20 protein-coding genes are annotated in these 19,031 nt (G+C 45.7%); 6 read left to right on the forward strand and 14 right to left on the reverse strand.

The window, feature by feature from the left end:
- Window positions 1-9: 9 nt before the first annotated feature.
- The 6 genes from porN to J3P40_RS01060 form a co-directional block, all read right to left on the reverse strand.
- Window positions 10-888 carry a type IX secretion system ring subunit PorN/GldN gene (gene porN, locus J3P40_RS01035; protein WP_256001994.1) on the reverse strand — a complete coding sequence of 293 codons (879 nt, stop codon included), beginning with the start codon at window positions 886-888 and terminating at the stop codon, window positions 10-12.
- A gap of 3 nt (window positions 889-891) precedes the next feature.
- Window positions 892-2,430, reverse strand: a complete 1,539-nt coding sequence (porM, locus tag J3P40_RS01040) for a type IX secretion system motor protein PorM/GldM (RefSeq protein WP_256001995.1) — start codon at window positions 2,428-2,430, stop codon at window positions 892-894.
- 43 nt (window positions 2,431-2,473) lie between these two features.
- Window positions 2,474-3,280: a type IX secretion system motor protein PorL/GldL gene (gene porL, locus J3P40_RS01045; protein ID WP_256001996.1), complete on the reverse strand. Its 807-nt coding sequence runs from the start codon at window positions 3,278-3,280 to the stop codon at window positions 2,474-2,476.
- Window positions 3,281-3,321: 41 nt separating this feature from the next.
- The gene (gene porK, locus J3P40_RS01050) at window positions 3,322-4,689 is read right to left on the reverse strand and encodes a T9SS ring complex lipoprotein PorK/GldK (RefSeq protein WP_256001998.1); all 1,368 of its coding nucleotides are present in this window, start codon (window positions 4,687-4,689) and stop codon (window positions 3,322-3,324) included.
- Window positions 4,690-4,791: 102 nt separating this feature from the next.
- Window positions 4,792-5,562, reverse strand: a complete 771-nt coding sequence (locus J3P40_RS01055; protein WP_256001999.1) for a uroporphyrinogen-III synthase — start codon at window positions 5,560-5,562, stop codon at window positions 4,792-4,794.
- Window positions 5,563-5,578: 16 nt separating this feature from the next.
- Window positions 5,579-6,577 carry a DUF4271 domain-containing protein gene (locus J3P40_RS01060; protein ID WP_256002000.1) on the reverse strand — a complete coding sequence of 333 codons (999 nt, stop codon included), beginning with the start codon at window positions 6,575-6,577 and terminating at the stop codon, window positions 5,579-5,581.
- A 208-nt stretch (window positions 6,578-6,785) separates the two neighbouring features.
- On the opposite strand from J3P40_RS01060, the gene J3P40_RS01065 reads away from it, so the two are divergent.
- Window positions 6,786-7,583 (forward strand): patatin-like phospholipase family protein, encoded by a 798-nt coding sequence (locus tag J3P40_RS01065; RefSeq protein WP_256002001.1) that lies wholly within the window; start codon window positions 6,786-6,788, stop codon window positions 7,581-7,583.
- Window positions 7,584-7,631: 48 nt separating this feature from the next.
- On the opposite strand, the gene J3P40_RS01070 is transcribed toward J3P40_RS01065, so the two are convergent.
- The 4 genes from J3P40_RS01070 to J3P40_RS01085 form a co-directional block, all read right to left on the reverse strand.
- Window positions 7,632-8,816 carry an ATP-binding protein gene (locus tag J3P40_RS01070; protein ID WP_256002003.1) on the reverse strand — a complete coding sequence of 395 codons (1,185 nt, stop codon included), beginning with the start codon at window positions 8,814-8,816 and terminating at the stop codon, window positions 7,632-7,634.
- A 107-nt stretch (window positions 8,817-8,923) separates the two neighbouring features.
- Window positions 8,924-9,895, reverse strand: a complete 972-nt coding sequence (locus J3P40_RS01075; RefSeq protein WP_256002004.1) for a transglutaminase family protein — start codon at window positions 9,893-9,895, stop codon at window positions 8,924-8,926.
- Window positions 9,896-9,906: 11 nt separating this feature from the next.
- Window positions 9,907-10,839, reverse strand: coding sequence for an alpha-E domain-containing protein (locus J3P40_RS01080; protein WP_256002005.1), 933 nt, complete (start codon window positions 10,837-10,839; stop codon window positions 9,907-9,909).
- A 10-nt stretch (window positions 10,840-10,849) separates the two neighbouring features.
- Entirely contained in the window at window positions 10,850-12,298 is a 1,449-nt protein-coding gene (locus J3P40_RS01085) for a circularly permuted type 2 ATP-grasp protein (RefSeq protein ID WP_256002006.1), read from the reverse strand.
- Window positions 12,299-12,485: 187 nt separating this feature from the next.
- Here J3P40_RS01085 and J3P40_RS01090 point away from each other — a divergent pair, with 187 nt between their 5' ends.
- From J3P40_RS01090 to J3P40_RS01100, 3 genes are all read left to right on the forward strand, one after another.
- Complete coding sequence (locus J3P40_RS01090) at window positions 12,486-13,223, forward strand: proteasome-type protease (protein ID WP_256002007.1); 738 nt, start codon at window positions 12,486-12,488, stop codon at window positions 13,221-13,223.
- Between the two features lie 3 nt (window positions 13,224-13,226).
- Window positions 13,227-14,072: a transglutaminase-like domain-containing protein gene (locus J3P40_RS01095; protein WP_256002008.1), complete on the forward strand. Its 846-nt coding sequence runs from the start codon at window positions 13,227-13,229 to the stop codon at window positions 14,070-14,072.
- Between the two features lie 106 nt (window positions 14,073-14,178).
- Window positions 14,179-14,472 carry a hypothetical protein gene (locus tag J3P40_RS01100; RefSeq protein ID WP_256002009.1) on the forward strand — a complete coding sequence of 98 codons (294 nt, stop codon included), beginning with the start codon at window positions 14,179-14,181 and terminating at the stop codon, window positions 14,470-14,472.
- Window positions 14,473-14,498: 26 nt separating this feature from the next.
- Here J3P40_RS01100 and J3P40_RS01105 read toward each other — a convergent pair whose 3' ends face one another.
- The 4 genes from J3P40_RS01105 to J3P40_RS01120 form a co-directional block, all read right to left on the reverse strand.
- Entirely contained in the window at window positions 14,499-15,431 is a 933-nt protein-coding gene (locus J3P40_RS01105) for a DUF6438 domain-containing protein (protein ID WP_256002010.1), read from the reverse strand.
- Between the two features lie 48 nt (window positions 15,432-15,479).
- Window positions 15,480-16,682, reverse strand: a complete 1,203-nt coding sequence (locus J3P40_RS01110; protein WP_256002011.1) for an MFS transporter — start codon at window positions 16,680-16,682, stop codon at window positions 15,480-15,482.
- A gap of 67 nt (window positions 16,683-16,749) precedes the next feature.
- Complete coding sequence (locus tag J3P40_RS01115; protein WP_256002012.1) at window positions 16,750-17,382, reverse strand: class I SAM-dependent methyltransferase; 633 nt, start codon at window positions 17,380-17,382, stop codon at window positions 16,750-16,752.
- 56 nt (window positions 17,383-17,438) lie between these two features.
- Complete coding sequence (locus J3P40_RS01120; RefSeq protein ID WP_256002013.1) at window positions 17,439-18,296, reverse strand: pirin family protein; 858 nt, start codon at window positions 18,294-18,296, stop codon at window positions 17,439-17,441.
- 145 nt (window positions 18,297-18,441) lie between these two features.
- Here J3P40_RS01120 and J3P40_RS01125 point away from each other — a divergent pair, with 145 nt between their 5' ends.
- Both J3P40_RS01125 and J3P40_RS01130 read left to right on the forward strand, forming a co-directional pair.
- Window positions 18,442-18,819 (forward strand): Crp/Fnr family transcriptional regulator, encoded by a 378-nt coding sequence (locus J3P40_RS01125; RefSeq protein ID WP_256002014.1) that lies wholly within the window; start codon window positions 18,442-18,444, stop codon window positions 18,817-18,819.
- Entirely contained in the window at window positions 18,816-19,028 is a 213-nt protein-coding gene (locus J3P40_RS01130; protein WP_256002015.1) for a cyclic nucleotide-binding domain-containing protein, read from the forward strand. Before J3P40_RS01125 ends, J3P40_RS01130 begins: the two co-directional genes overlap by 4 nt.
- The last annotated feature ends 3 nt before the right edge of the window (window positions 19,029-19,031 follow it).

Consider the following 19,031-nt stretch of genomic DNA (forward strand, 5'->3'; position numbering starts at 1 on the left):
TATATCTGGTTAATATTCCCAAAGACTCTGCTCAAAGTCCATGATTGATTTCTTGATCCGCTCCGATTCATAAAGCTTACGCGGATCCTTAGGATCTGTAATGCCCAGCATCTCATTGATATCTTTATTGGAAGGATTCGTTTCTTTTACAACATAACTCGAAAACAAGCGACGTACGAAGAAGTCGTCGAAACTTAACGTCGAGGCGTCATTCGCAGGGTTTACAAGCTTTTTAGTGCTCAGCAACTGACGGGCATCATCATAATACACCCAAAACACGGGCTGCCAGTTTCCCTCCACCATTTTCATCGGAGCAATACCGATAATGCGCGGCTCAAATACCGAACGCTTGGAATCAAGAATCCAGTCCTCCTTGATACGGTACTTCATAAACTCCTCAGATCTCAGCCGTCTGAGTGTAGGTTCCGCAATCTTACCTGTCTCCGGATCGGCCTCACCCTCAACGGTACCTTGTGCACTCTGAAGCGCCTCCTGAGCGGTCAGCGCAATCTTAAATGAGTCGTTATCATCAAGCAAGCGGCCCGCAGTTGTATCCTTATTGGAATACACGGTAAGTTCCTCGTTGCGTATGGCCTCCAGAAGCACATCGATCAGTTTAGAGCTCTCTGCGTTGAGTACCGAATTGATCGTGTCACGAAGATCGAGTTCGCGCCAGATCCTCTTGGAATAATACACATCCTCTTCCCGCACATCCGGGTAAGGCACCATGACGTTGCTGTCAATTTCCCGCCGAACAGCGAAACCATCCTTAGGCGGGGTTTTGATCCGCGTTTTCTTTACTGAGTCGACCCGCGCAGGCGGGTTAACCTGTGCTAAGGCCGGTACGGCCAGGCACAACGCTACGATGACTCCTAAAATACTTTTCATATACTACTTAGCTGTAAATGTAATGCCGTCGAGCACCTTCTGCCTACCATCAGGCCCCTCGCAAACAATGTCCTTAAATATAATTGTTGCCCCGGAACGCAGTGAATTTAAGGCCCCGCGAACCTGGCTGCTGAACGAAGACCCACTGTTCTGTATGGTTACGGCGTCCGACTTCGGATTAATAAAAGTTACCGAAAAGCGGAGTACCCTGAAGTTCACGTCGAACACGAAATCTTCCAGCTGCGTTTCTATAGCCGTAGCACTTTCCATCCATTCGAGCCCCACATTACCGCCCGATTTACCTTTAATATAAGGTCGCGGCGTTGGCAAAGCCTTTACCCTGAATTGTTGCGAACCCAGGTTGAGTGTTTTACCACCGTTGCTAGCCGACACGTTGATGGTCAAGGTCTTACCAACCTGTCCGCCCCCAACATTCACCATATACTTACCATTGCTGCCCGATATGGATCCGCCGTTCATGGTGGCGCGCACGCTTTCGAGCGGAAAGCCAGCTGCCGAAACCGAAAAGGGATTGGGGATACCCGCATAGATCACGTTCATTTTATCAGGAGATACCGTAGCGGAAGGCTTCGCCACCTGGTAAGTCTGCTCCGGTGTGTAATATTCTTTGATCTGACCATCCGTCTGGCGCACTTTAATAGTCCCGCGCCATTTAAAGACCCCTACGCTATTGGTGCTGCCGGTATACGTACCTTTTCCGTCCCGTACCGAGAGGCGGTTGCCCCCTACGGTAATTTCAGGGTTAGAGCGCGAGTCGCTTGCCGTAAGGAAAACTTCGGCTGTATATGGTTGACCCTGCACCACATAAGAAGAAGGTGCCACAGCAACTGCCGAAAACTGATCAAGGTTTACCAGGGCCTTGTCCATGTTACCAAACAACTTTTTAACCACCTCTGCCTCTGCGTTACGCACGTCAGACTGGATCTTGCTCAGGATAGTATTTGCCGCCGTGAGCGGTGTACCTTCCCCGAAATTAATATCCTCCCATTTCTTCTTACCGTTCACCCGCTTTTCAGCATCAGTAGCCTCCAGTGTAAAGGTTACCCCAGCCCGATCCTTATCGTCGAGTAACGCAATTAACTTCTGACGGGTCTCATTGATCTTCTGCTTCAGTTTCGCACCCTCACCCTTGTTGATCATGATGTTCTGGGCAATATCCAGGTTTGCCCGTTCCGTAAGGTCGCCTGTTTCCTCATCTATGCCGTTACCCTCTGTCCTGAACTGGTCTTTAAGTCTCTGCACATAATTGTGAAGTTCGTCGGCATAGGCCTTGGCCTGGTTGGCCTTGGCCCAGATAGGCTGTGCCCTTGCAGGCTCATCTTTCAGTTTCGTGTTCTGGAACGAAGCAAACAGTTGGTCGATGCTGGTGTCTACGTTCGATTTTGAACTCACCAGACTATCATTAATATTCTTAAAGGCATTTAATATCGTATCGGATACGTTCAACGCGAGCATCGCTAACAATACCAAATACATGATATTGATCATCTTCTGACGCGTCGTCTCTTTTGCTCCTGCCATGCTAATTAATCTGAGTCGGTTTAATTAATCAATATCTGCGGTATTACACCCTTGTCTGATTCATGGCAGACAGCATATTGCCATATACCGCGTTCAGCGAAGCCAGATTTTTCGCAAGCTTGCCCACCTCTTCCTTGAACTGTTTAGAGTCTTCCATCGACTCATTGAAATTATTCATGGTGAGCGACAAATTCTGATAGAACTTGTTCATCGACTTCAGATGCGCACTGGAATCCTGAAGTTCAAGTTCATATACCGCGTTAAGTGCCGAAAGATTTTTAGCCAGTGCATTCACCTGCTCATGATAAGCTGCAGCACCACTGCCGCTTTCGCCCATCTCCACCAGTTGTGAGGTAGCCTTGGCAAAAGCCTGATTCAGGCTATCAAAGCTTGAAGAAGCCCCTTTAATCTTGCCGGTCAGTTCGGTAGTAGCCATGGAAACATCGGCCACATTAGAGATCGCAGCCACCTTGTCGCTAAACGTACGCAATCCCGTACCCAGGCTTTCAATAAGTTCCGGGCCAACCTTAGCATCGCTCAGCATCTTGTCGAGCGCCGCAGTAGAAGAGAACCCGGCAGCCTGTGGCTGACGGACACTTGCCTTAGGCAATTCACCGCTAAAGTCGTCGCCCAGTTCCGGATATACCCGTTCCCATGCAGGCTCAGGCTCGGGCTGTCTGAAGCCGGTCAGGAAAAACAGCAATGCCTCCACACCTAAACCGATACCGATGGCATAATCGCCAAACTTCCCACCGATGTGCAGAATCTTAAATAAAGCACCCAGGATAACCACACTGGCGCCCCATGAAATTGCCACATGTAACCAATCAAATTTTTTCTTTGCAGCCATGATTTTTAGAATAAGGATTTCCTTGTATAAAACGAGATCTTTTAGTTTCGATAAGTAATATCAGTGCCCGGATAAGCCGAGATACACCTGAAGCCGATGTACGATCTGGCCTGATCCTGATATTCGTAAGTACCTACAGCGTTTTGCAGGAAGAAGCCGATGTCTTTCCAGGAGCCACCGCGTACAACCTTACGTTTCATGTATTTGCTGTCGCCGGCCTTTGCCGAGTAGGTATAGTTCGGGTTAAAGTCGAGCAGCATAGGTGCGGCCGACTGATTATAGGCTGTAATGGTCCATTCCGCTACGTTACCTGCCATATTGTACAAGCCGTAATCGTTCGGGAAATAAGACTTCACGTTAACGGTATACAAACCACCGTCGTCAGAGTAATTGCCCCTGCCCACTTTAAAATTGGCCTGCATACAGCCTTTGGTATTCCGCACATACGGGCCACCCCATGGATATTTGGTTTTCACATTACCCCCTCTGGCAGCATACTCAAACTGCGCGTCGCTGGGCAGCTGATATTCCGGACGGGCATTCAAGGGCTGTCTTCTCGCCACGGCTACCGATTCATAAAAGCGGGTCCTCCATACACAGAACGCTGAAGCCTGTTCCCAGGTTACCCCCACTACCGGATAGTCGTCATAAGATGGATGATTGAAATACGTCTTCACCATCGGATCGTTCTGTGAATAAGTATAATCTGCCCTCCATACCATGGTATCCGGGTATACCGGAACAGAAGGATGATGGTTCGGATTGTTCGGATCAGGGAGATCAGTATAGGTGACGATGAAGTCCTGTCTGCGTTTGTTCGGATCATTGCGCCCCTCAACCGCAAGGTCGGAACTCACATAGCTGTAAGCGTAACGAAGCTTTCTGATGTCTATTTCATTTCTTCCGGGAATCGCATCCGCACCGCTGTAATACATATCGCCAAGCTGGCTGCCATAGCCGCCTGATTTGTTGCTCCACAGTCGTGAGCCGTTGCCTACTTTACGCCAGTCTATATTCTGGGAAGCGCCGGGAATCGCCGCGCCATTTGCATCCACAGCCTGCGGTTTAAAAAGATCTGGCGCCTTCTGCGGGCCCAGTGTAGTAATTGCTATAGAGTCCCGCACCCAGTTCACAAACTGCCTGTATTCCGCATTAGTGATCTCGGTTTGATCCATGAAAAAAGCACTGAAAGAAGTCATCCGGCTCGGAGAGCTCTGCGTGTTATTGATGTCCTCATCGGATATCCCGATTAGCGTACGCCCCGGAGGTATGTAAACCATCCCCAAAGGCACACGGTTATTCCTGAACTTTTTATTGTAAACCCCAACAAGTTCACCCTGTCCGCCGCGTCCGCAACTGGCAAGTAAACCGGTAACAATAAAAAACCCCAGCAAGTATATATTTCTCATAGTATAGTCGACGCTATTTTATAGCAATTTTATCGATTATGATTGAAAAAAGCAATTATTCAACCGAAAAATATACTGCTGAACAAAATGAACAACAGCGACTTACTTGTTAGACTTTTTGATGTAATTCTCGATAGCCATAATCATTGAGGGCGCTTCGGGGGCAGGTGCAGCGATGTCTACGATCAGTCCCGCATCTACTACAGCTTTGTGCGTATTGGAGCCAAAGGCAGCAAGCCTCGTATTATTTTGCTTAAATTCCGGGAAATTGGTAAAAAGCGACTGAATGCTCGAAGGACTGAAGAAAGCGATCACATCATAAAATACCTCCGCCAGATCGGAAAGATCAGACACGACGGTCCTGAACAAAACCGCTGGTGTAACGTTATACCCATTCTTCTGCAAAAAGTTCATGGTATCTTCCGTAGCCACGTCGGAGCATGGGTACAGAAATTTCTCTCCCGAGTGCTTTTTTAACACCTCGGCCAGATCGGCCGCTGTCTGCTTTCCGAAGAAAATCTTACGCTTACGGTACTGGATATATTTCTGCAGATATAAAGCCGTCGATTCCGAAATACAAAAGTATTTCAAATCTGCCGGCACATCATAACGCATTTCCTCGCAGATTCTGAAGAAATGATCCACTGCATTCCTGCTGGTAAATACAACCGCGCTATAATCACCCAGGGTGATCTTCTCCTTCCGGAACTCTTTTGCCGGAACGCCCTCCACGTGAATAAATGATCTGAAATCAATCTTCAGATTGTATTTCTTTGCCAAATCAAAATAAGGAGATTTTTCCGTTTCGGGCTTAGGTAACGTCACCAGAATGCTCTTCACTTTGCGCAACCTATCTTCTGTCTTTTCTTGCATTTTAACAAATTACAGCTTATAATCCTATTGCCTTGATCAGTATTAAAATCGGGCAAATTTCGAGGGCACAAAAATACAAAAATAAATAGAACTTTGAAAACCGATACCCAGATAATATGTTCAGGCCCGCCCTTAGAAACTGAAACGCGAATATCACGCCCAGTAGAATGAAGGATACGGCGATGAAGTACGGTCCGTACTTTAAGGGCGACAGAGAAAAGACAATAACGAGCGGGATAAACAAGAGCGAAAGGTTAAAATAGCTCAGGTAAAGCACTGTGATGTACTCGCTGACGGGCTTCTGTACCCTGAAAAGGTGCCCGAGTACCCGCAGCACAACGATCTTCAGCAAATAAAGCACTACGATAAATATCGAGATGGTCAGATAAAACTGGAAGCCTGTACCTGAAAAACCCACATGGTAAAACTGCGACACCAGGTAAAAGAACATACCCAGCGTAAAACCAAACTGCACAAACAAAAGCAAGAAGGGCCAGGAAGTAAACAGGTTATCTTCCTTATGCAGGTTGTTCAGCACCCGATTGCTAAAAAAAGACTGAACAATTGTTTGCAGTTGCTTAGCGAATGAGATCTTCAGCGTAGCAAACAGCATCAACAGCAGACACACCACGGCAGGCACCCAGAGCTGCCCTTTAGGAACCGGCCGACCCAGCCTGTACCTGCTCACCGCCCTCGAGTCGAAATCCTTGTAGCGGTTGATGAGGTTAGAACGCCCCACAGTATTTGCTTTCAGAATACTATCTATAATAATAAACCTATCAAGCGCAGAATCCGGAAAAAGCCAGGTATGACGCATGATAGAGTCGGTAACAAAACGCTGCCGTTCCAAAAAAGCAGCCTGCTGAGCCTTCCATCGCTGATAACGCTCGGCTTTCTCCAAAACTGCATTAGCCGGAGTGTCGGCCGGCACCTCCGGATTTTCCTGTGCGTACAGACGTGTAAAGCAACTAGTGCAGACCATCAGCAATAACAAGAAAACCTGCCGCAGTTTCATGTGCACAAACTTAGTAAAATATAGCGCATGGATTGGTACGGTATGCTAAATACATGCCAGAGAGATGCCGAACAGAGATTACCCAGTGCCGCGTGCGTAATGTCTGGCTAAGATCTGATCAGCAGCCGAACAGCAAGTGGACAGCAACCCGCATCAGACCCTTGGCAAACAGGTTTTTATTATTGAAATATTTTGCTTCTTTTACAATATGATATCCTGGCTTAAACGAAAAAAAGACGAACCCAAACCGATCATCGGGCTTACCCTGTCGGGCGGTGGCCTGCGTGGCATCGCGCATATTGGCGTACTTAAGGCACTGGAAGAACACGGTATTAAACCCGATCTACTCTCGGGAACCAGTGCAGGAGCGGTTATCGGCGCTTTTTATAGTTCAGGCTACACACCCGACGAGATGCTGGCCATTGCGTTGAAAACCAGTTTCTTTTCACCCTATGCCCTTCGCTTGCGTACTTCAGGCATATTTGATACAGGCTTCCTGGTTGCCCTCTTCAAGACACATATGCCGCACAATGACTTCGCGTCACTTAGAATCCCCTTGTACGTAGGCGTAACAGAACTCGTGTCAGGCAAGCCCATATACTTAAGCAAAGGCAATCTCGACACGGCCCTGCTAGCATCCACCAGCATACCCTTCCTGTTCCCTTCCGTTCGTATCAACGAAAAGATATATGTAGACGGCGGGATACTTGACAACCTACCCATCGCCCCCATCAAAAACCAATGTACAATGCTCATTGGCAGTCACGTTAACTCCATTGCACACGAAAAACCAGAAAAGCTTGTTGGCCGTAAGGTGCTCGACCGCGTCATCCACCTCGCCATTGGTCACCCCGTATACGAAAAGTCTTCGCAGTGCGATATCTTCATTGACCCGCCCGAAATGACCAGGTTCAGCATGTTCGACAAAAGAGCCGTTCAGAAGATATTCGATCACGCTTATGAATTTAGCAGTAAAATGCTGAGCGAGCGGGCAGAGAGGCAATAGTTAATCGATGATATCACCGTCTGACAAGTTGCATATGCGATATTTCAGTTAAAATAAAGTAACGGGATTAAAGGATAGAAATTCTTCAACACTCAGTCCGCTATTACCAATCATTAATATTTTATCGGGGTTAAATTGTTGCTGAAATTTACTTAAACCTGTATTCGACTGATCATTGCCACTTTTTACTTCTAATCCAACTACTTTGCCTCGGCGTTCGAGCACAAAATCAATCTCGTCATTGCGTTCCCTCCAGTAAAATATACTGAAGCCTTCAGTAAGCGCACTGTTAACCAGATGAGAACCGATTGCCGATTCCACCATTCTGCCCCATTCTTTCGGATCTTGTCTGATTTCATCGAATGATTCATTTTTCTGTGCGCTAATTAAAGCATTGTTGTGAACCTGGAATTTGGGACTTGATGAACGTTTTCGGATTACGTCTGCCGCGTATTTCTCAATACCTCCCAATAAACCTGCTGTGTCTAATAATTCCAGATAGTGTGATAAGGTAACGGTATTACCGGCATCTTGCAACTGACCTAATATCTTGGTAAACGAAAGAATTTGTCCGGAATACAAACACCCAAGTTCAAATAATCTCCTCATTAATGCCGGCTTGTCTACCCTTGTGAGCATCAGAATATCTTTAGATATACTGGTTTCGATCAAAGATTGATTGATATAGTTTTTCCATCTTTCTTCCTGAAAGATTAGACTTGCAGATCCAGGATAACCTCCAAACCATATAAACTGGTCTACCGTCCAATTGAATGCATTCTTCATCTCAGTATATGACCAATGTGACATATAAGTTGATTCAAACCTACCGGCCAAAGATTCCGTTAATCCCTGTTGAATCAACAATCTGGACGATCCGAGTAAAATGACTTTCAATGGTCTGCCTTCGCGTGTATCCTTATCCCATAATAGTTTAACGGTTTCGCTCCAGTTAGGTATCTTTTGTATTTCGTCAATTATCAGTAGAAACTCCGTATGCGCTGAAGTTATCATTCGCTGTCTGGCAACTTCCCATTGTTGTGCAAGCCATACATGATCTGATGCAGCAACCGCATCGGCAGAAGTAAAGATCGATGGTATATCCAGATTTTTAGCAAGTTGGGTAACTAACGTTGTTTTACCTACCTGGCGAGGCCCCATTACTACCTGAATATGCTTTCTAGGTTCTTTGATCCTTGACGTAAGTTCGTTAATATAAGGCCGTTGAAACATGTTTTACAAATTACTCAGCGTACTGAGTAAAATTACTAAATATATTGAGTAATTCGTAATTACAACAAATTTTTGTGGTGGGTTACCTCCTCATCTATAAAAAATCCCTATTGCTGTTGCTGAATCTGTTGCTGTGCTTCCAGATTTCTGCGGTAGCTGTTTCCCGCCAAAATCGCCTCTACGGGCTTCTGTACGGCCTGATCAATTTGGTGCTCCAGCGTTTCACCTGAGCCGTCTTTATAACTTACAATAACTTTAACCGTAAGCCGGTGACTGGAAGGCCCCTTGTAAACGCCGCGAACTGGTGAGCAATCGTTGAAGCTACGGCCAAGTGCAAGTCGCACATAAGTTTCGTTGGCTATTGTGTTATTCGTCGGATCAAAACCTAACCATCCGTAGCCAGGGATATACGCCTCTACCCAGGCATGCGTTGCACCTTCGCCACGAACACCATTTCTATTCGGACATATATAGCCGCTCACGTACTTTGCCGGTATACCAGCCATGCGGAGCATCTGACAAAGTATATGCGCAAAGTCCTGGCATACGCCCGCTTTTAACTGCCAGATCTCCTCAATTTGCGTTTGTACGGTCGTAACACCCTGTATATATTGAAACTTCTCATAAACAAATGTGCAGAATGCTGTCGCCGCTTTCAAAGGCGTTGGGTGTTCAGCCAAGATCTCGTCTATTTTAATTTTTAGCTCAGCAATATCATCAAACGGTTCCCACTTTAAATAATCGATATACGGAACCTGTCCACTTAGCTCATCAAGCGTTTTCCAGTCAAACTCATTAAACATACTTTCCGAGGGCAATTCCTTTGCGCTGGTCTTCACCCGCAGCTCAGAGAAAATTTCCAACTCGTTGTGGCGTTCACTATAGGTAAAAAAACCCACCTGATTGCCGTAATAATCAAAAAAGCAATCCACTTTTCTGTCTCCCGATATTTTTATGTCGTGAGAAAGAACTTGCTGGTATTCATCTTCCTTTGGGTACAATATGATGTGATTTACACTGTCCTTGACCAGCGACTCATAGGTATATTTCGTCAGGTGTTTTATGGTGAATTCTGGCATTTTGCTGAAAGTTAAGATGGCGAAAAATAAGTTAAGTGCAAGGCGTTACCGATTGCATAGAGCTCGCTTTTAATATCCGAGAGGTACTCGTGTAATTCAGCATGCTTCAGGCCGTTAAGCGAGGTATATTTCACTTTGCTTTCCAAACGGCCAATCAGGAAGCCTATACTCCCGGGATGCTTATCAGCGCCGCCCGGAATCCTGCCGAAATACTTGATCAACTGATCAAGGGAGTAAATCACCGAGCGTGGAAACTCGTTGTTGAGCACCACCTGCTCCAGCACATTCTCCGCAAAAAAACCATTCCGGTAGGTTTTCAGATAAAGTTCGTGCCCGCCAATGGAAAGCATCAAATGCTTCCAGTAACTGGTATTGTACATCAATTCCGGATTTGTACTTGCCGAACCGAACTTCACGGCCAGCACATTGACCGACTGAATACTTCGTTCCAGATATTTACCGATCCGCATGAAACTCGTGCCTTCACTTCTTGCCATAGTGATCTCTGTAGTCCCGTAAAAAAGCATCCCCTGTTTAATCAGTATGTCGAGCACCGAAATAGGGTCATCCTTTTTTAAGTTCTGGTTTAGCCGCGGATCAGTAACGGTATGATAGTACTCATTTAAGCACTGCCACACATCTATGGTAATATAGTCCTGAACGCTCCGTGCGTTCTGACGCACATGCGTGATCATATTGATCACAGAATTCGGATTGCTACGGTCGGTTACCATGTACTCGAGTACCGGGCGACTTTTATTCCCGACATCTGAAAACTCTTTACAATCCGGTCCGCAGTAAATCCGGAGTACCGGTGTCCAGTTGAAGCTTGCGCCCACATCCTGAGAAGAAGCGTAGTTCGTTTTAAGCATGCGCAACATGCCATCTGTTCTTTCAATGTATCTGCTTATCCAATATAAGCTTTCTGCAACCCTGCTTAGCATATCGATTTATTTATGAAAGTACCCAGGTATCTTTACTTCCGCCGCCCTGAGAGCTGTTTACGACCAGTGAGCCCTCTTTCAGCGCGACCCTGGTCAGTCCGCCCGGAATGATGGTGATGCCTTCCGGACCGCATAGCGCGAAAGGCCTGAAATCTACCCGCCTGGGCTGAAGCTTTCCATCAATATAGCAGGGAGCCGATGACAGGCTGATTGTTGGCTGGGCAATAAATTGTCGGGGATCTTTTAAGATCTCCGCTTTATATTCTTCAATTTCCTGTGGGGTAGCCGCATGCCCCATAAGCATGCCGTAACCGCCGCTGCCGTTGGTCTTTTTGATGACCATCTCGTTAATATGCTCAAACACGTATTGCCGCTCCGGCTCGTTTTTTAGCTGGTAGGTCGGAACGTTTTTTAACAACGGCTCTTCATTCAGGTAATATTTAATCATGTCTGGAACGTAGGCATAAATAGCTTTATCGTCGGCCACACCATTACCTACGGCATTTACTATCGTGACATTGCCTTTCCTATAGGCATTCATTAAGCCGGCCACGCCCAGTAAGCTATCGGAATTGAAGGTCAGCGGATCCAGATAATCGTCGTCGACCCGGCGGTAAATGACATCCACCTGCTCCAGACCGGTGGTGGTTTTCATGTACACCTTGTGGTTCTCCACAATCAAATCCGGACCTTCGACCAGCTCGATCCCCATCAGGCGGGATAAGGTTGTATGTTCGAAATATGCCGAATTGAAACTTCCCGGACTAAGCAGCACAATAGTTGGCTTAGCCTTTGGCCGGGGAGATAAGGCCACCAAATTATTATACAGAACATTCGGATATTCCGTTACCGACCTCACCTTGCATTCCGGCAAGAGATCCGGAAACAGCCGCTTCGTGATCTCCCTGTTCTCGAGCATATAACTAACCCCCGAAGGCGTTCGGACATTATCTTCCAAAATATAATACGTCCCGTCGTGATCTCGAATAAGATCTATACCAGCGATATGTATGTACAGATCGTGCGGAACCTTAAGATTTACCATCTCCCGTAAAAAATGCGGGCAAGAGTAGATTATATCTATGGGCACCACACCATCTTTTATGATGAACTGATCGCTGTATACATCTTTCAAAAAGAGATTGAGTGCAGTTACCCGCTGCTTGATACCCTCCGAAATCAAATCCCATTCCTGAGAAGAAATTATTCTTGGAATAATATCAAAGGGAAAGATCTTCTCTACCCCCTCACCGCTGTTGTAGACCGTGAACGTGATACCCTGGTTCATGAACAGCATTTTAGATAGTTCCTCCTTTTTATTCAGCTCATCGGAGGTCTCATCATTCAGGCAACTCATTAGCCGGCTGTACTCTGTCCTAACGGCTTTATCTTCATCAAACATCTCATCCCAGGTATGGAGAGGCATATTATAAAACGCTGAAAAGTCGTTTTTGTCCATTTTTAATATAATTTTGGGTAGTTAGAACACCGGCATACTGTGGCAGAACAGAAACAAACCTGGATTACACTGGGAATTTATAAATATTACTGAACTTTATCACGAGATTATTCTTATTTTTTTAATTACCAACAAAAAATCGGACAATAAAGTTCAAAAACACCAACTAAAATCGAAAAATTTAAGCATGACATACTGTTTAGGCATCAAAGTTAAAGAAGGATTAGTGGCAATTGCGGATACAAGGGTGACTTCAGGCACTGAAACTACGGAAAAGAAAAAAATTTATCTCCAGCAGGGTGATCATCATTCGCTTTTTATTATGACCAGTGGCCTTCGGTCCATTCGGGATAAAGCGGTTGTGTATTTTCAGGAATTGATGAATGAGGGTACGGCATACAACCGCTTGTACAAGGCCGTGAACGCGTTCGGCGCACAGGTTAAACGGGTGGCCGACGAGGATAAGGAGTCACTGGAGAAATCCGGGTTCAAGTTTAACCTGCACACCATTATTGGCGGACAATTGAAGGACGACGAGGAGCACAAGCTCTTTCTTTTATATCCGGAGGGAAACTGGGTAGAACTGGGTGACGGGGCACCGTTCGTCATCATTGGCAATTCCGGGCACGGAAAAGCCATTTTAAACCGCACGCTGACAGATTCCTCCAGCTTACATCTTGCCCTAAAAGCCGGGTTCCTATCTTTCGACTCCACGCGGGCAAGTGCCAACGATGTAGAATTTCCTATAGATGTGGTTCTATATCATAGGGGGAGTTTCGGCATGATCGAACATAGGTACGCAAAAGAGGACCTTGCACACATCTCGGCGCAGTGGGCGGAAGAATTAAGAGCTGCGTTGATTAATATTCCAAACGATTGGATGGACGATGCGTTTAATAAAGCACCGGTACCTAATAATCTATAAAAGATGAAGTTCGAAATATCGACGAGGTTAACATACGAAGCACGGTCTTCGTCGACGCTGATCTTAAACATCCAGCCTTTTCAGTCACCCGGGCAATTTGTTACGAATGAGCACCTTGAGTTAAGCGCCGGACTTACCTTTCAGGATTGGCTCTCGCCTATTGGGGAAAAAAGAATTAAGGTCATCAGTATTCCCGAGCCGGGCAAAATAGAAATAAGCTACCAGGCATCTGTCGAAAGGAATATTCAGGTTGTTGATGCTGAGCGACTGACGGACATACCCATCGAGCGCTTACCTGCCGCTGTTCTGCCATATCTCAATCCAAGTCGCTATTGCCAATCTGATAAGCTCTATAAATTTGCCCGACACAATTTTAAGAAACATTCCCATGCTTATGATAAAGTGCAGGCCGTATGCGAATGGATTTACACGAATGTGGAATATGCCGGCGGTTTTACTACACCGCAGACTTCTGCATTTGATACCATTACCGACCAACATGGCGTTTGCCGCGACTTCGCTCATTTGGGGGTTGCGCTGTGCAGGGCATTAACAATACCCGCCAGATACCTCACTTGTTATGCTTATGAGCTTCGCCCGCCCGATTTCCATGCCTGCTTTGAAGTATTTTTAGGTGGGCAGTGGATCATTGCCGATGCCACGCGATTAGTCGCCCTAAACAAAATAGTCAAAATCGCCACAGGCTTGGATGCGGCTGAGACGGCGTTTGCCAGCATTTTCGGAAACCTCCGGTTTACGAGCATGAAAGTAGAATTCGAACCGGCGACATCAACAGGCGAAGAGCCCGAGGAAGCGGCACTGGAAGGTAAAGGGGTGAATTTATATTGACGTAACCGGTAGACATGAAATAAATACAAAAGATTAATTTAAATTCTAACAACGAAATTTTGTGTTCTAATTACAATGCATTAAATTTGCGAAAACAAACCGAAAGATGTTAGAAGTAGAAAAAAGAATAACCGCTCTGGAAGAATCAGTTTCAACATTATTAAAGCACATCAAAGACATCAATTTCGCTGTTGCGAGTGGCTTTGAAAAAGTGGATAAAAATTTCGAGACCGTTATTGAAGATATCAAAGCGATAAGAGGCAGGTCACGCGCAAGTCTCGAAACAGTAGAAGTTAAACTGGAAGATCTAACAGCAGAAATCAAAAAAATAAATGATGTATCCGGATATGATGATATTTTCGCAAATAACAAAGGACTAAAAATCGTATCAGGCAGGTAGTTGAGAGCCGGCTGCGTAAAAACTCCTTACTGTTTCCTCCATTTTTGGCTAAATCTCAAATCTCCTATTTGCCGGTAGACTTCACGCAGTCCACAAGTTCCGACCATCCCATAATCTTCAATTTCTTTTACCTGCCCATTGTTATAGGTAATTCTTAGTGTGGAAGTTGGATCGTCGGTCCAGTTCACCCAATAACTGTCTTCCAGAATGGGAAAGTCGATATAATTCAGCAAGTTGATGAGCGCATTATAAGATCCCTTATCAATTTGCCCCATATATTCCCCATCTTCGATTTTCAAACTCCGTTTTCCGATATTATGGTACTTCGCATCAAAAGTTACTCTTCGTTTTTTAGTTATTACAAGCTTGAACACAGGATTTAACCACGGGGAAGATTCATCGAATTCGATTTTCTCAATGTTGTACCGCTTCGGATGTTCATTGAGTTCTATAAAAGCTCCGCTTTTGTAAACTAAAGTCGTCTTGGTAAGTGTCCCGCTTCCCTCAATAATTAAGCCTTGTCTGAATTTGTAATCGTAGTATTCAATCTGATTGCCATTCACTATCCTTGCGAATACACATTTCCCATAAGAACGACGCGGCATGCCATGCAATTTCAGAGAGTCATTCCCCAAATTCATCACGATAAAAATCCTCACATCTCCTGAACCACCAGTAACCAGCATGTCTGTAAGACCATTGTTATCAAAGTCTGCCTTATAATACGCTTTCGTGATGTTTAATGAATCCGCAACGCATTTACAGGAAACGGAATCACCCATTTGCTCTTTAAACTCAGCGATAGCTTTTATTTGAAAATTCTGATAGAAACGACCAAACGAATGCATAAGCGTTTCGACATCAGCATCTGAACTGATACTGTCGATATTTCGGGTTTGGCCAAAAGCAAGTTGAGCAAACAACAGGAACAGACAGAAAAATATTTTATCCTGCGGCATAATCTTTTTATGTCATGATGCTAAACACAGTGAAAATGCATAAACCCCTCAATCCCTAACCTTCAGCCTGCCATACCCATAAGCACACAAGAGCAGCACGAAGAATATCCCAACCCATAACCAGAGGTAACCAGCATGCTTCGCAATGTAGAAACCTGCAAAAGGACCTGATACCTGCGCTACCGACCAGCTCAGCGTATAGCCGGCAGAGTACAACCCCCGGTTTTCCGGCGTGCTGCGGCTTATCACCATGGTATTGATAAAAGGGAGAACGAGCATCTCCCCAAAAGTGAAGACAGTAATGGAAAGTAAAGCCAAAGCCAGGTAAAAAGTCACGGGTAAACTAAGCAGCAGATAGGCAAATGCAAAGAACACCGTACCGATGGTAATATAAAACAAAGACGGTCGTCGATGCTCAAGCCTGTTAATGAGTACCATCTCAAAAATAGCGATCAGCAAACCGTTCAGGCCAAGGATAACACCAATCACCGACTCGCTTAGCTGCCACTGCTCCTTAAAGAATACCGGAACCACCCTGAACATGATGAACACACAGGTCACGAATGCCGTCGTCATCAGGATAAACTTCACGTAGAACACATCCTGCCAGGGTTTCTTACCAGAGCCTTCTTTCACCGCCCCGCCCCGATCAGTTCGGTTCACCTGGGTCTTCGGCAAAAACAACCATATGGAAAGGCCAACAAGAATATATACACCTCCCTCCACCACAAAGAGCATTTTGTAATTAAAAGACGCAATTATTCCAGCAATACTAATCCCGATAGACCAGCCAATGTTGGTCGCCAGCCTGTTTAAAGAATACGAACGCGTGGTAGTACCCGCCTTCGCATAACTCGCAATTGCGGTAAAATTGGCCGGCCGGAAAGCGTCTGCAAAAAAACTGATAACTACAGTCAACACACAAAGCGCCGGAAAATCTGTAACAGCCGGAAATACGATAAACATACAACCAGCGATGATCGAAGGGAATATCTGAACCGGCCTGAAACCCACAAGATCGGTCAGCTTACCGCCCGCAATCGTTCCGAGGATAGACCCGCAGCCAAACAACGTTATGATGAGTCCTGCCTCGACTTCAGAACGCTTCAAGCTTTGTGTAATATACAAGCCCATAAATGGAACCGCCATCGTACCAAACCTGTTCAGCATCATTACCATGCTCAACAGCCAGGTCTCCCGGCTTAGTCCGCCAAAAGAGGATTTATAGGTATAGGCCAGTCGCCTTAACATGGTTTGAAATTAAGGTCGCAAATATAGCAGATTAAGCGGGCCGCGGAGCATTAAATGGCAAGCGATCTTACACAGGCTTTTCACACACGATATACCAAAACCTCTGCTGAGGCCTTCCATCTGTAGCCTTAGCAGGCTCCTTGATCTCCTTTGCATCAACCAGTCCAGCATCACCAAATTCCGCTCTTATGGAATCAGCATCGTAAAAGAATAAACGAACGCCATACTGCATTTCGAAAGTATCTTTGCCAATTTCCCTGCCTTGTCCGTACCTGAAATCTTCTTTGGAGAGCGACACGAAAACCATGTAGCCACCGGGTTTTAATTGCGCATAACAGTCGGAAATTAACTTTATTCTATCCTCGTTATTTAGTAAATGAAGCAAGGCATAACAAAATATCCCATCATACAACTCATCATCAAAAGGCATCGCACTTACCGATCCATGACATATCCTTACGCTGTCGCCAAATTCGCGCTTAGCAATACCGATGGCTGTTTCGGAAATCTCAATACCGGTTACCTCAAACCCTCTATCCATGAATACCTTCGCATTCCTACCATACCCAAACCCAGGGATCAGTACCTTTCTTAATTCGTTCTTGTTAAATAGCTCTACTGCCGAAAGCGCTGAGTCTGCCGCCTCCCAGCCCCACATTTCCTGTTTATCCTTAAAACTGGCTTCCCAAAATTCTGTCATTTATACTACTTTTGCTTATTTGCAATACTGTTGCATTATGCAAATATAGTATAATACTAGTAATTGATCTTCCCGTAATCCCCATTGTAATAATCCCGGTAGGCATGAGCGATCTCCAGTTTGGAATTCATCACAAACGGACCCTCCGCGAAGATCGGCTCGAGGTACGGTTCACCGCCAAATAAGATGAAGTCGCAAGCGTCCTCATTGTCGTTTTGCAGTTCAATCGTTCCGGCAGTCCGGTCATATTCTATGAAATCACCTGCGTTGAACTTCTCGTCGTTGATGCTTGCAGGAGAAACCGGCAAATATACAGCGACCTCAGTTTTTTCTTGAAATCCGATCGTAAAGCCGGAACCAGGTGCCAGGCGGACATGATAGAGAAACTGTTCCGAATAGTTCGGTATGGCCGATTCCAGTTCTTCATAAGAACCGGCGATCACCTTAATCCAGCTCTTCCCATCCGCCAGCATCTTGAACGGAACCCGGTCGCCTTCGATAGCCATACCCGGCTTTTCGGCTTTTATTTTAGCAGGCAGGTTAATCCAGAATTGAAACGCATGGATCAGCTTGGCACCCGTTTGGGAGTCATAGTTCAACGTTTCATCGTGGATGATACCATTACCGGCATTCATCCATTGCACACCGCCCGAATGGACCATGGCATAGTTGCCGGCGCTATCAAAATGCTCATCCTCGCCGTCGAGGATATAAGTCAGCGTAGCGATGCCCCGATGCGGATGCGCGCCGGTCCCCTCCTCATTAACCCTGGTCTGGGCCTGTGGAACAATGTGATCCAAAAAGACAAAAGGACCCACCGCATCAGCATATCTGTTGGCAAGTATCCGGTATATCTGCAGGTCGCCAATGTCGGCTCTACGACCCTGCGTTGAAAAACTGCTTTTCTTTTTCATATTTTGATCGCTCTATAGTCAATGATACCCAAATTTCAGACTTCTTATAAACCTGAACGATGATATTTGTCAGGAAAAGATGTAGACATTTGTCTACCATCAAGGCAACGGCAACAATACGTTTTTAGTTTATATTTGTTGCACCATGCACGACGCTTTTTTTAACTATCTGAAGCAATTCAGTCAGGCGCCGCTCTTAGAGGAAGAGAAGGCCTTGATCAAACAAACATTCGTTCCTGCGAAACTAAGGAAAAAGCAATTTCTGCTACAGGCAGGCGACGTATGTAAGCATTATGCCTTTATCGTTAAAGGTGCAATGCGTATGTATTCGGTAGATGATAAGGGCATCGAACATATTGTAAGACTTGGTATAGAAGAATGGTGGATGGGCGACCGGGAAAGTTTCGTGATGCGAACACCAATTCTGTACCACATCGATGCCCTGGAGCACTGCGACCTGCTGTCATCACCAAACAGGGAACTGTTGAATTACAGAACAAAGTTCCGGCTTTTTGCGAAATGAAATATCAGCTTGACGAGCGCAACCAAATGGCCAACCACCGGCGCCTTACCTCTGCACTGAGCTCTACAGCAGGTAAGCGTTATACCGATTTCGTGACGTGCTATCCCGAACTTTGCGAACGCTTCCCGCAGCACATCATCGCCTCCTATCTGGGCATAAATAAAGACACGTTAAGCAGGGTAAAACGCCAGCATAACCTAAGTAAATAAACC

The organism is Pedobacter deserti, from assembly GCF_024436415.1.
In the GTDB taxonomy this organism is placed as follows: Bacteria; Bacteroidota; Bacteroidia; order Sphingobacteriales; family Sphingobacteriaceae; genus Pedobacter; species Pedobacter faecalis.

Bases quoted from the DNA above. Each gene is read 5' to 3' on its own strand.
- porN (WP_256001994.1), bottom strand. From the start codon at position 888: ATGAAAAGTATTTTAGGAGTCATCGTAGCGTTGTGCCTGGCCGTACCG.
- porM (WP_256001995.1), bottom strand. From the start codon at position 2,430: ATGGCAGGAGCAAAAGAGACGACGCGTCAGAAGATGATCAATATCATG.
- porL (WP_256001996.1), bottom strand. From the start codon at position 3,280: ATGGCTGCAAAGAAAAAATTTGATTGGTTACATGTGGCAATTTCATGG.
- porK (WP_256001998.1), bottom strand. From the start codon at position 4,689: ATGAGAAATATATACTTGCTGGGGTTTTTTATTGTTACCGGTTTACTT.
- J3P40_RS01055 (WP_256001999.1), bottom strand. From the start codon at position 5,562: ATGCAAGAAAAGACAGAAGATAGGTTGCGCAAAGTGAAGAGCATTCTG.
- J3P40_RS01060 (WP_256002000.1), bottom strand. From the start codon at position 6,577: ATGAAACTGCGGCAGGTTTTCTTGTTATTGCTGATGGTCTGCACTAGT.
- J3P40_RS01065 (WP_256002001.1), top strand. From the start codon at position 6,786: ATGATATCCTGGCTTAAACGAAAAAAAGACGAACCCAAACCGATCATC.
- J3P40_RS01070 (WP_256002003.1), bottom strand. From the start codon at position 8,816: ATGTTTCAACGGCCTTATATTAACGAACTTACGTCAAGGATCAAAGAA.
- J3P40_RS01075 (WP_256002004.1), bottom strand. From the start codon at position 9,895: ATGCCAGAATTCACCATAAAACACCTGACGAAATATACCTATGAGTCG.
- J3P40_RS01080 (WP_256002005.1), bottom strand. From the start codon at position 10,839: ATGCTAAGCAGGGTTGCAGAAAGCTTATATTGGATAAGCAGATACATT.
- J3P40_RS01085 (WP_256002006.1), bottom strand. From the start codon at position 12,298: ATGGACAAAAACGACTTTTCAGCGTTTTATAATATGCCTCTCCATACC.
- J3P40_RS01090 (WP_256002007.1), top strand. From the start codon at position 12,486: ATGACATACTGTTTAGGCATCAAAGTTAAAGAAGGATTAGTGGCAATT.
- J3P40_RS01095 (WP_256002008.1), top strand. From the start codon at position 13,227: ATGAAGTTCGAAATATCGACGAGGTTAACATACGAAGCACGGTCTTCG.
- J3P40_RS01100 (WP_256002009.1), top strand. From the start codon at position 14,179: ATGTTAGAAGTAGAAAAAAGAATAACCGCTCTGGAAGAATCAGTTTCA.
- J3P40_RS01105 (WP_256002010.1), bottom strand. From the start codon at position 15,431: ATGCCGCAGGATAAAATATTTTTCTGTCTGTTCCTGTTGTTTGCTCAA.
- J3P40_RS01110 (WP_256002011.1), bottom strand. From the start codon at position 16,682: ATGTTAAGGCGACTGGCCTATACCTATAAATCCTCTTTTGGCGGACTA.
- J3P40_RS01115 (WP_256002012.1), bottom strand. From the start codon at position 17,382: ATGACAGAATTTTGGGAAGCCAGTTTTAAGGATAAACAGGAAATGTGG.
- J3P40_RS01120 (WP_256002013.1), bottom strand. From the start codon at position 18,296: ATGAAAAAGAAAAGCAGTTTTTCAACGCAGGGTCGTAGAGCCGACATT.
- J3P40_RS01125 (WP_256002014.1), top strand. From the start codon at position 18,442: ATGCACGACGCTTTTTTTAACTATCTGAAGCAATTCAGTCAGGCGCCG.
- J3P40_RS01130 (WP_256002015.1), top strand. From the start codon at position 18,816: ATGAAATATCAGCTTGACGAGCGCAACCAAATGGCCAACCACCGGCGC.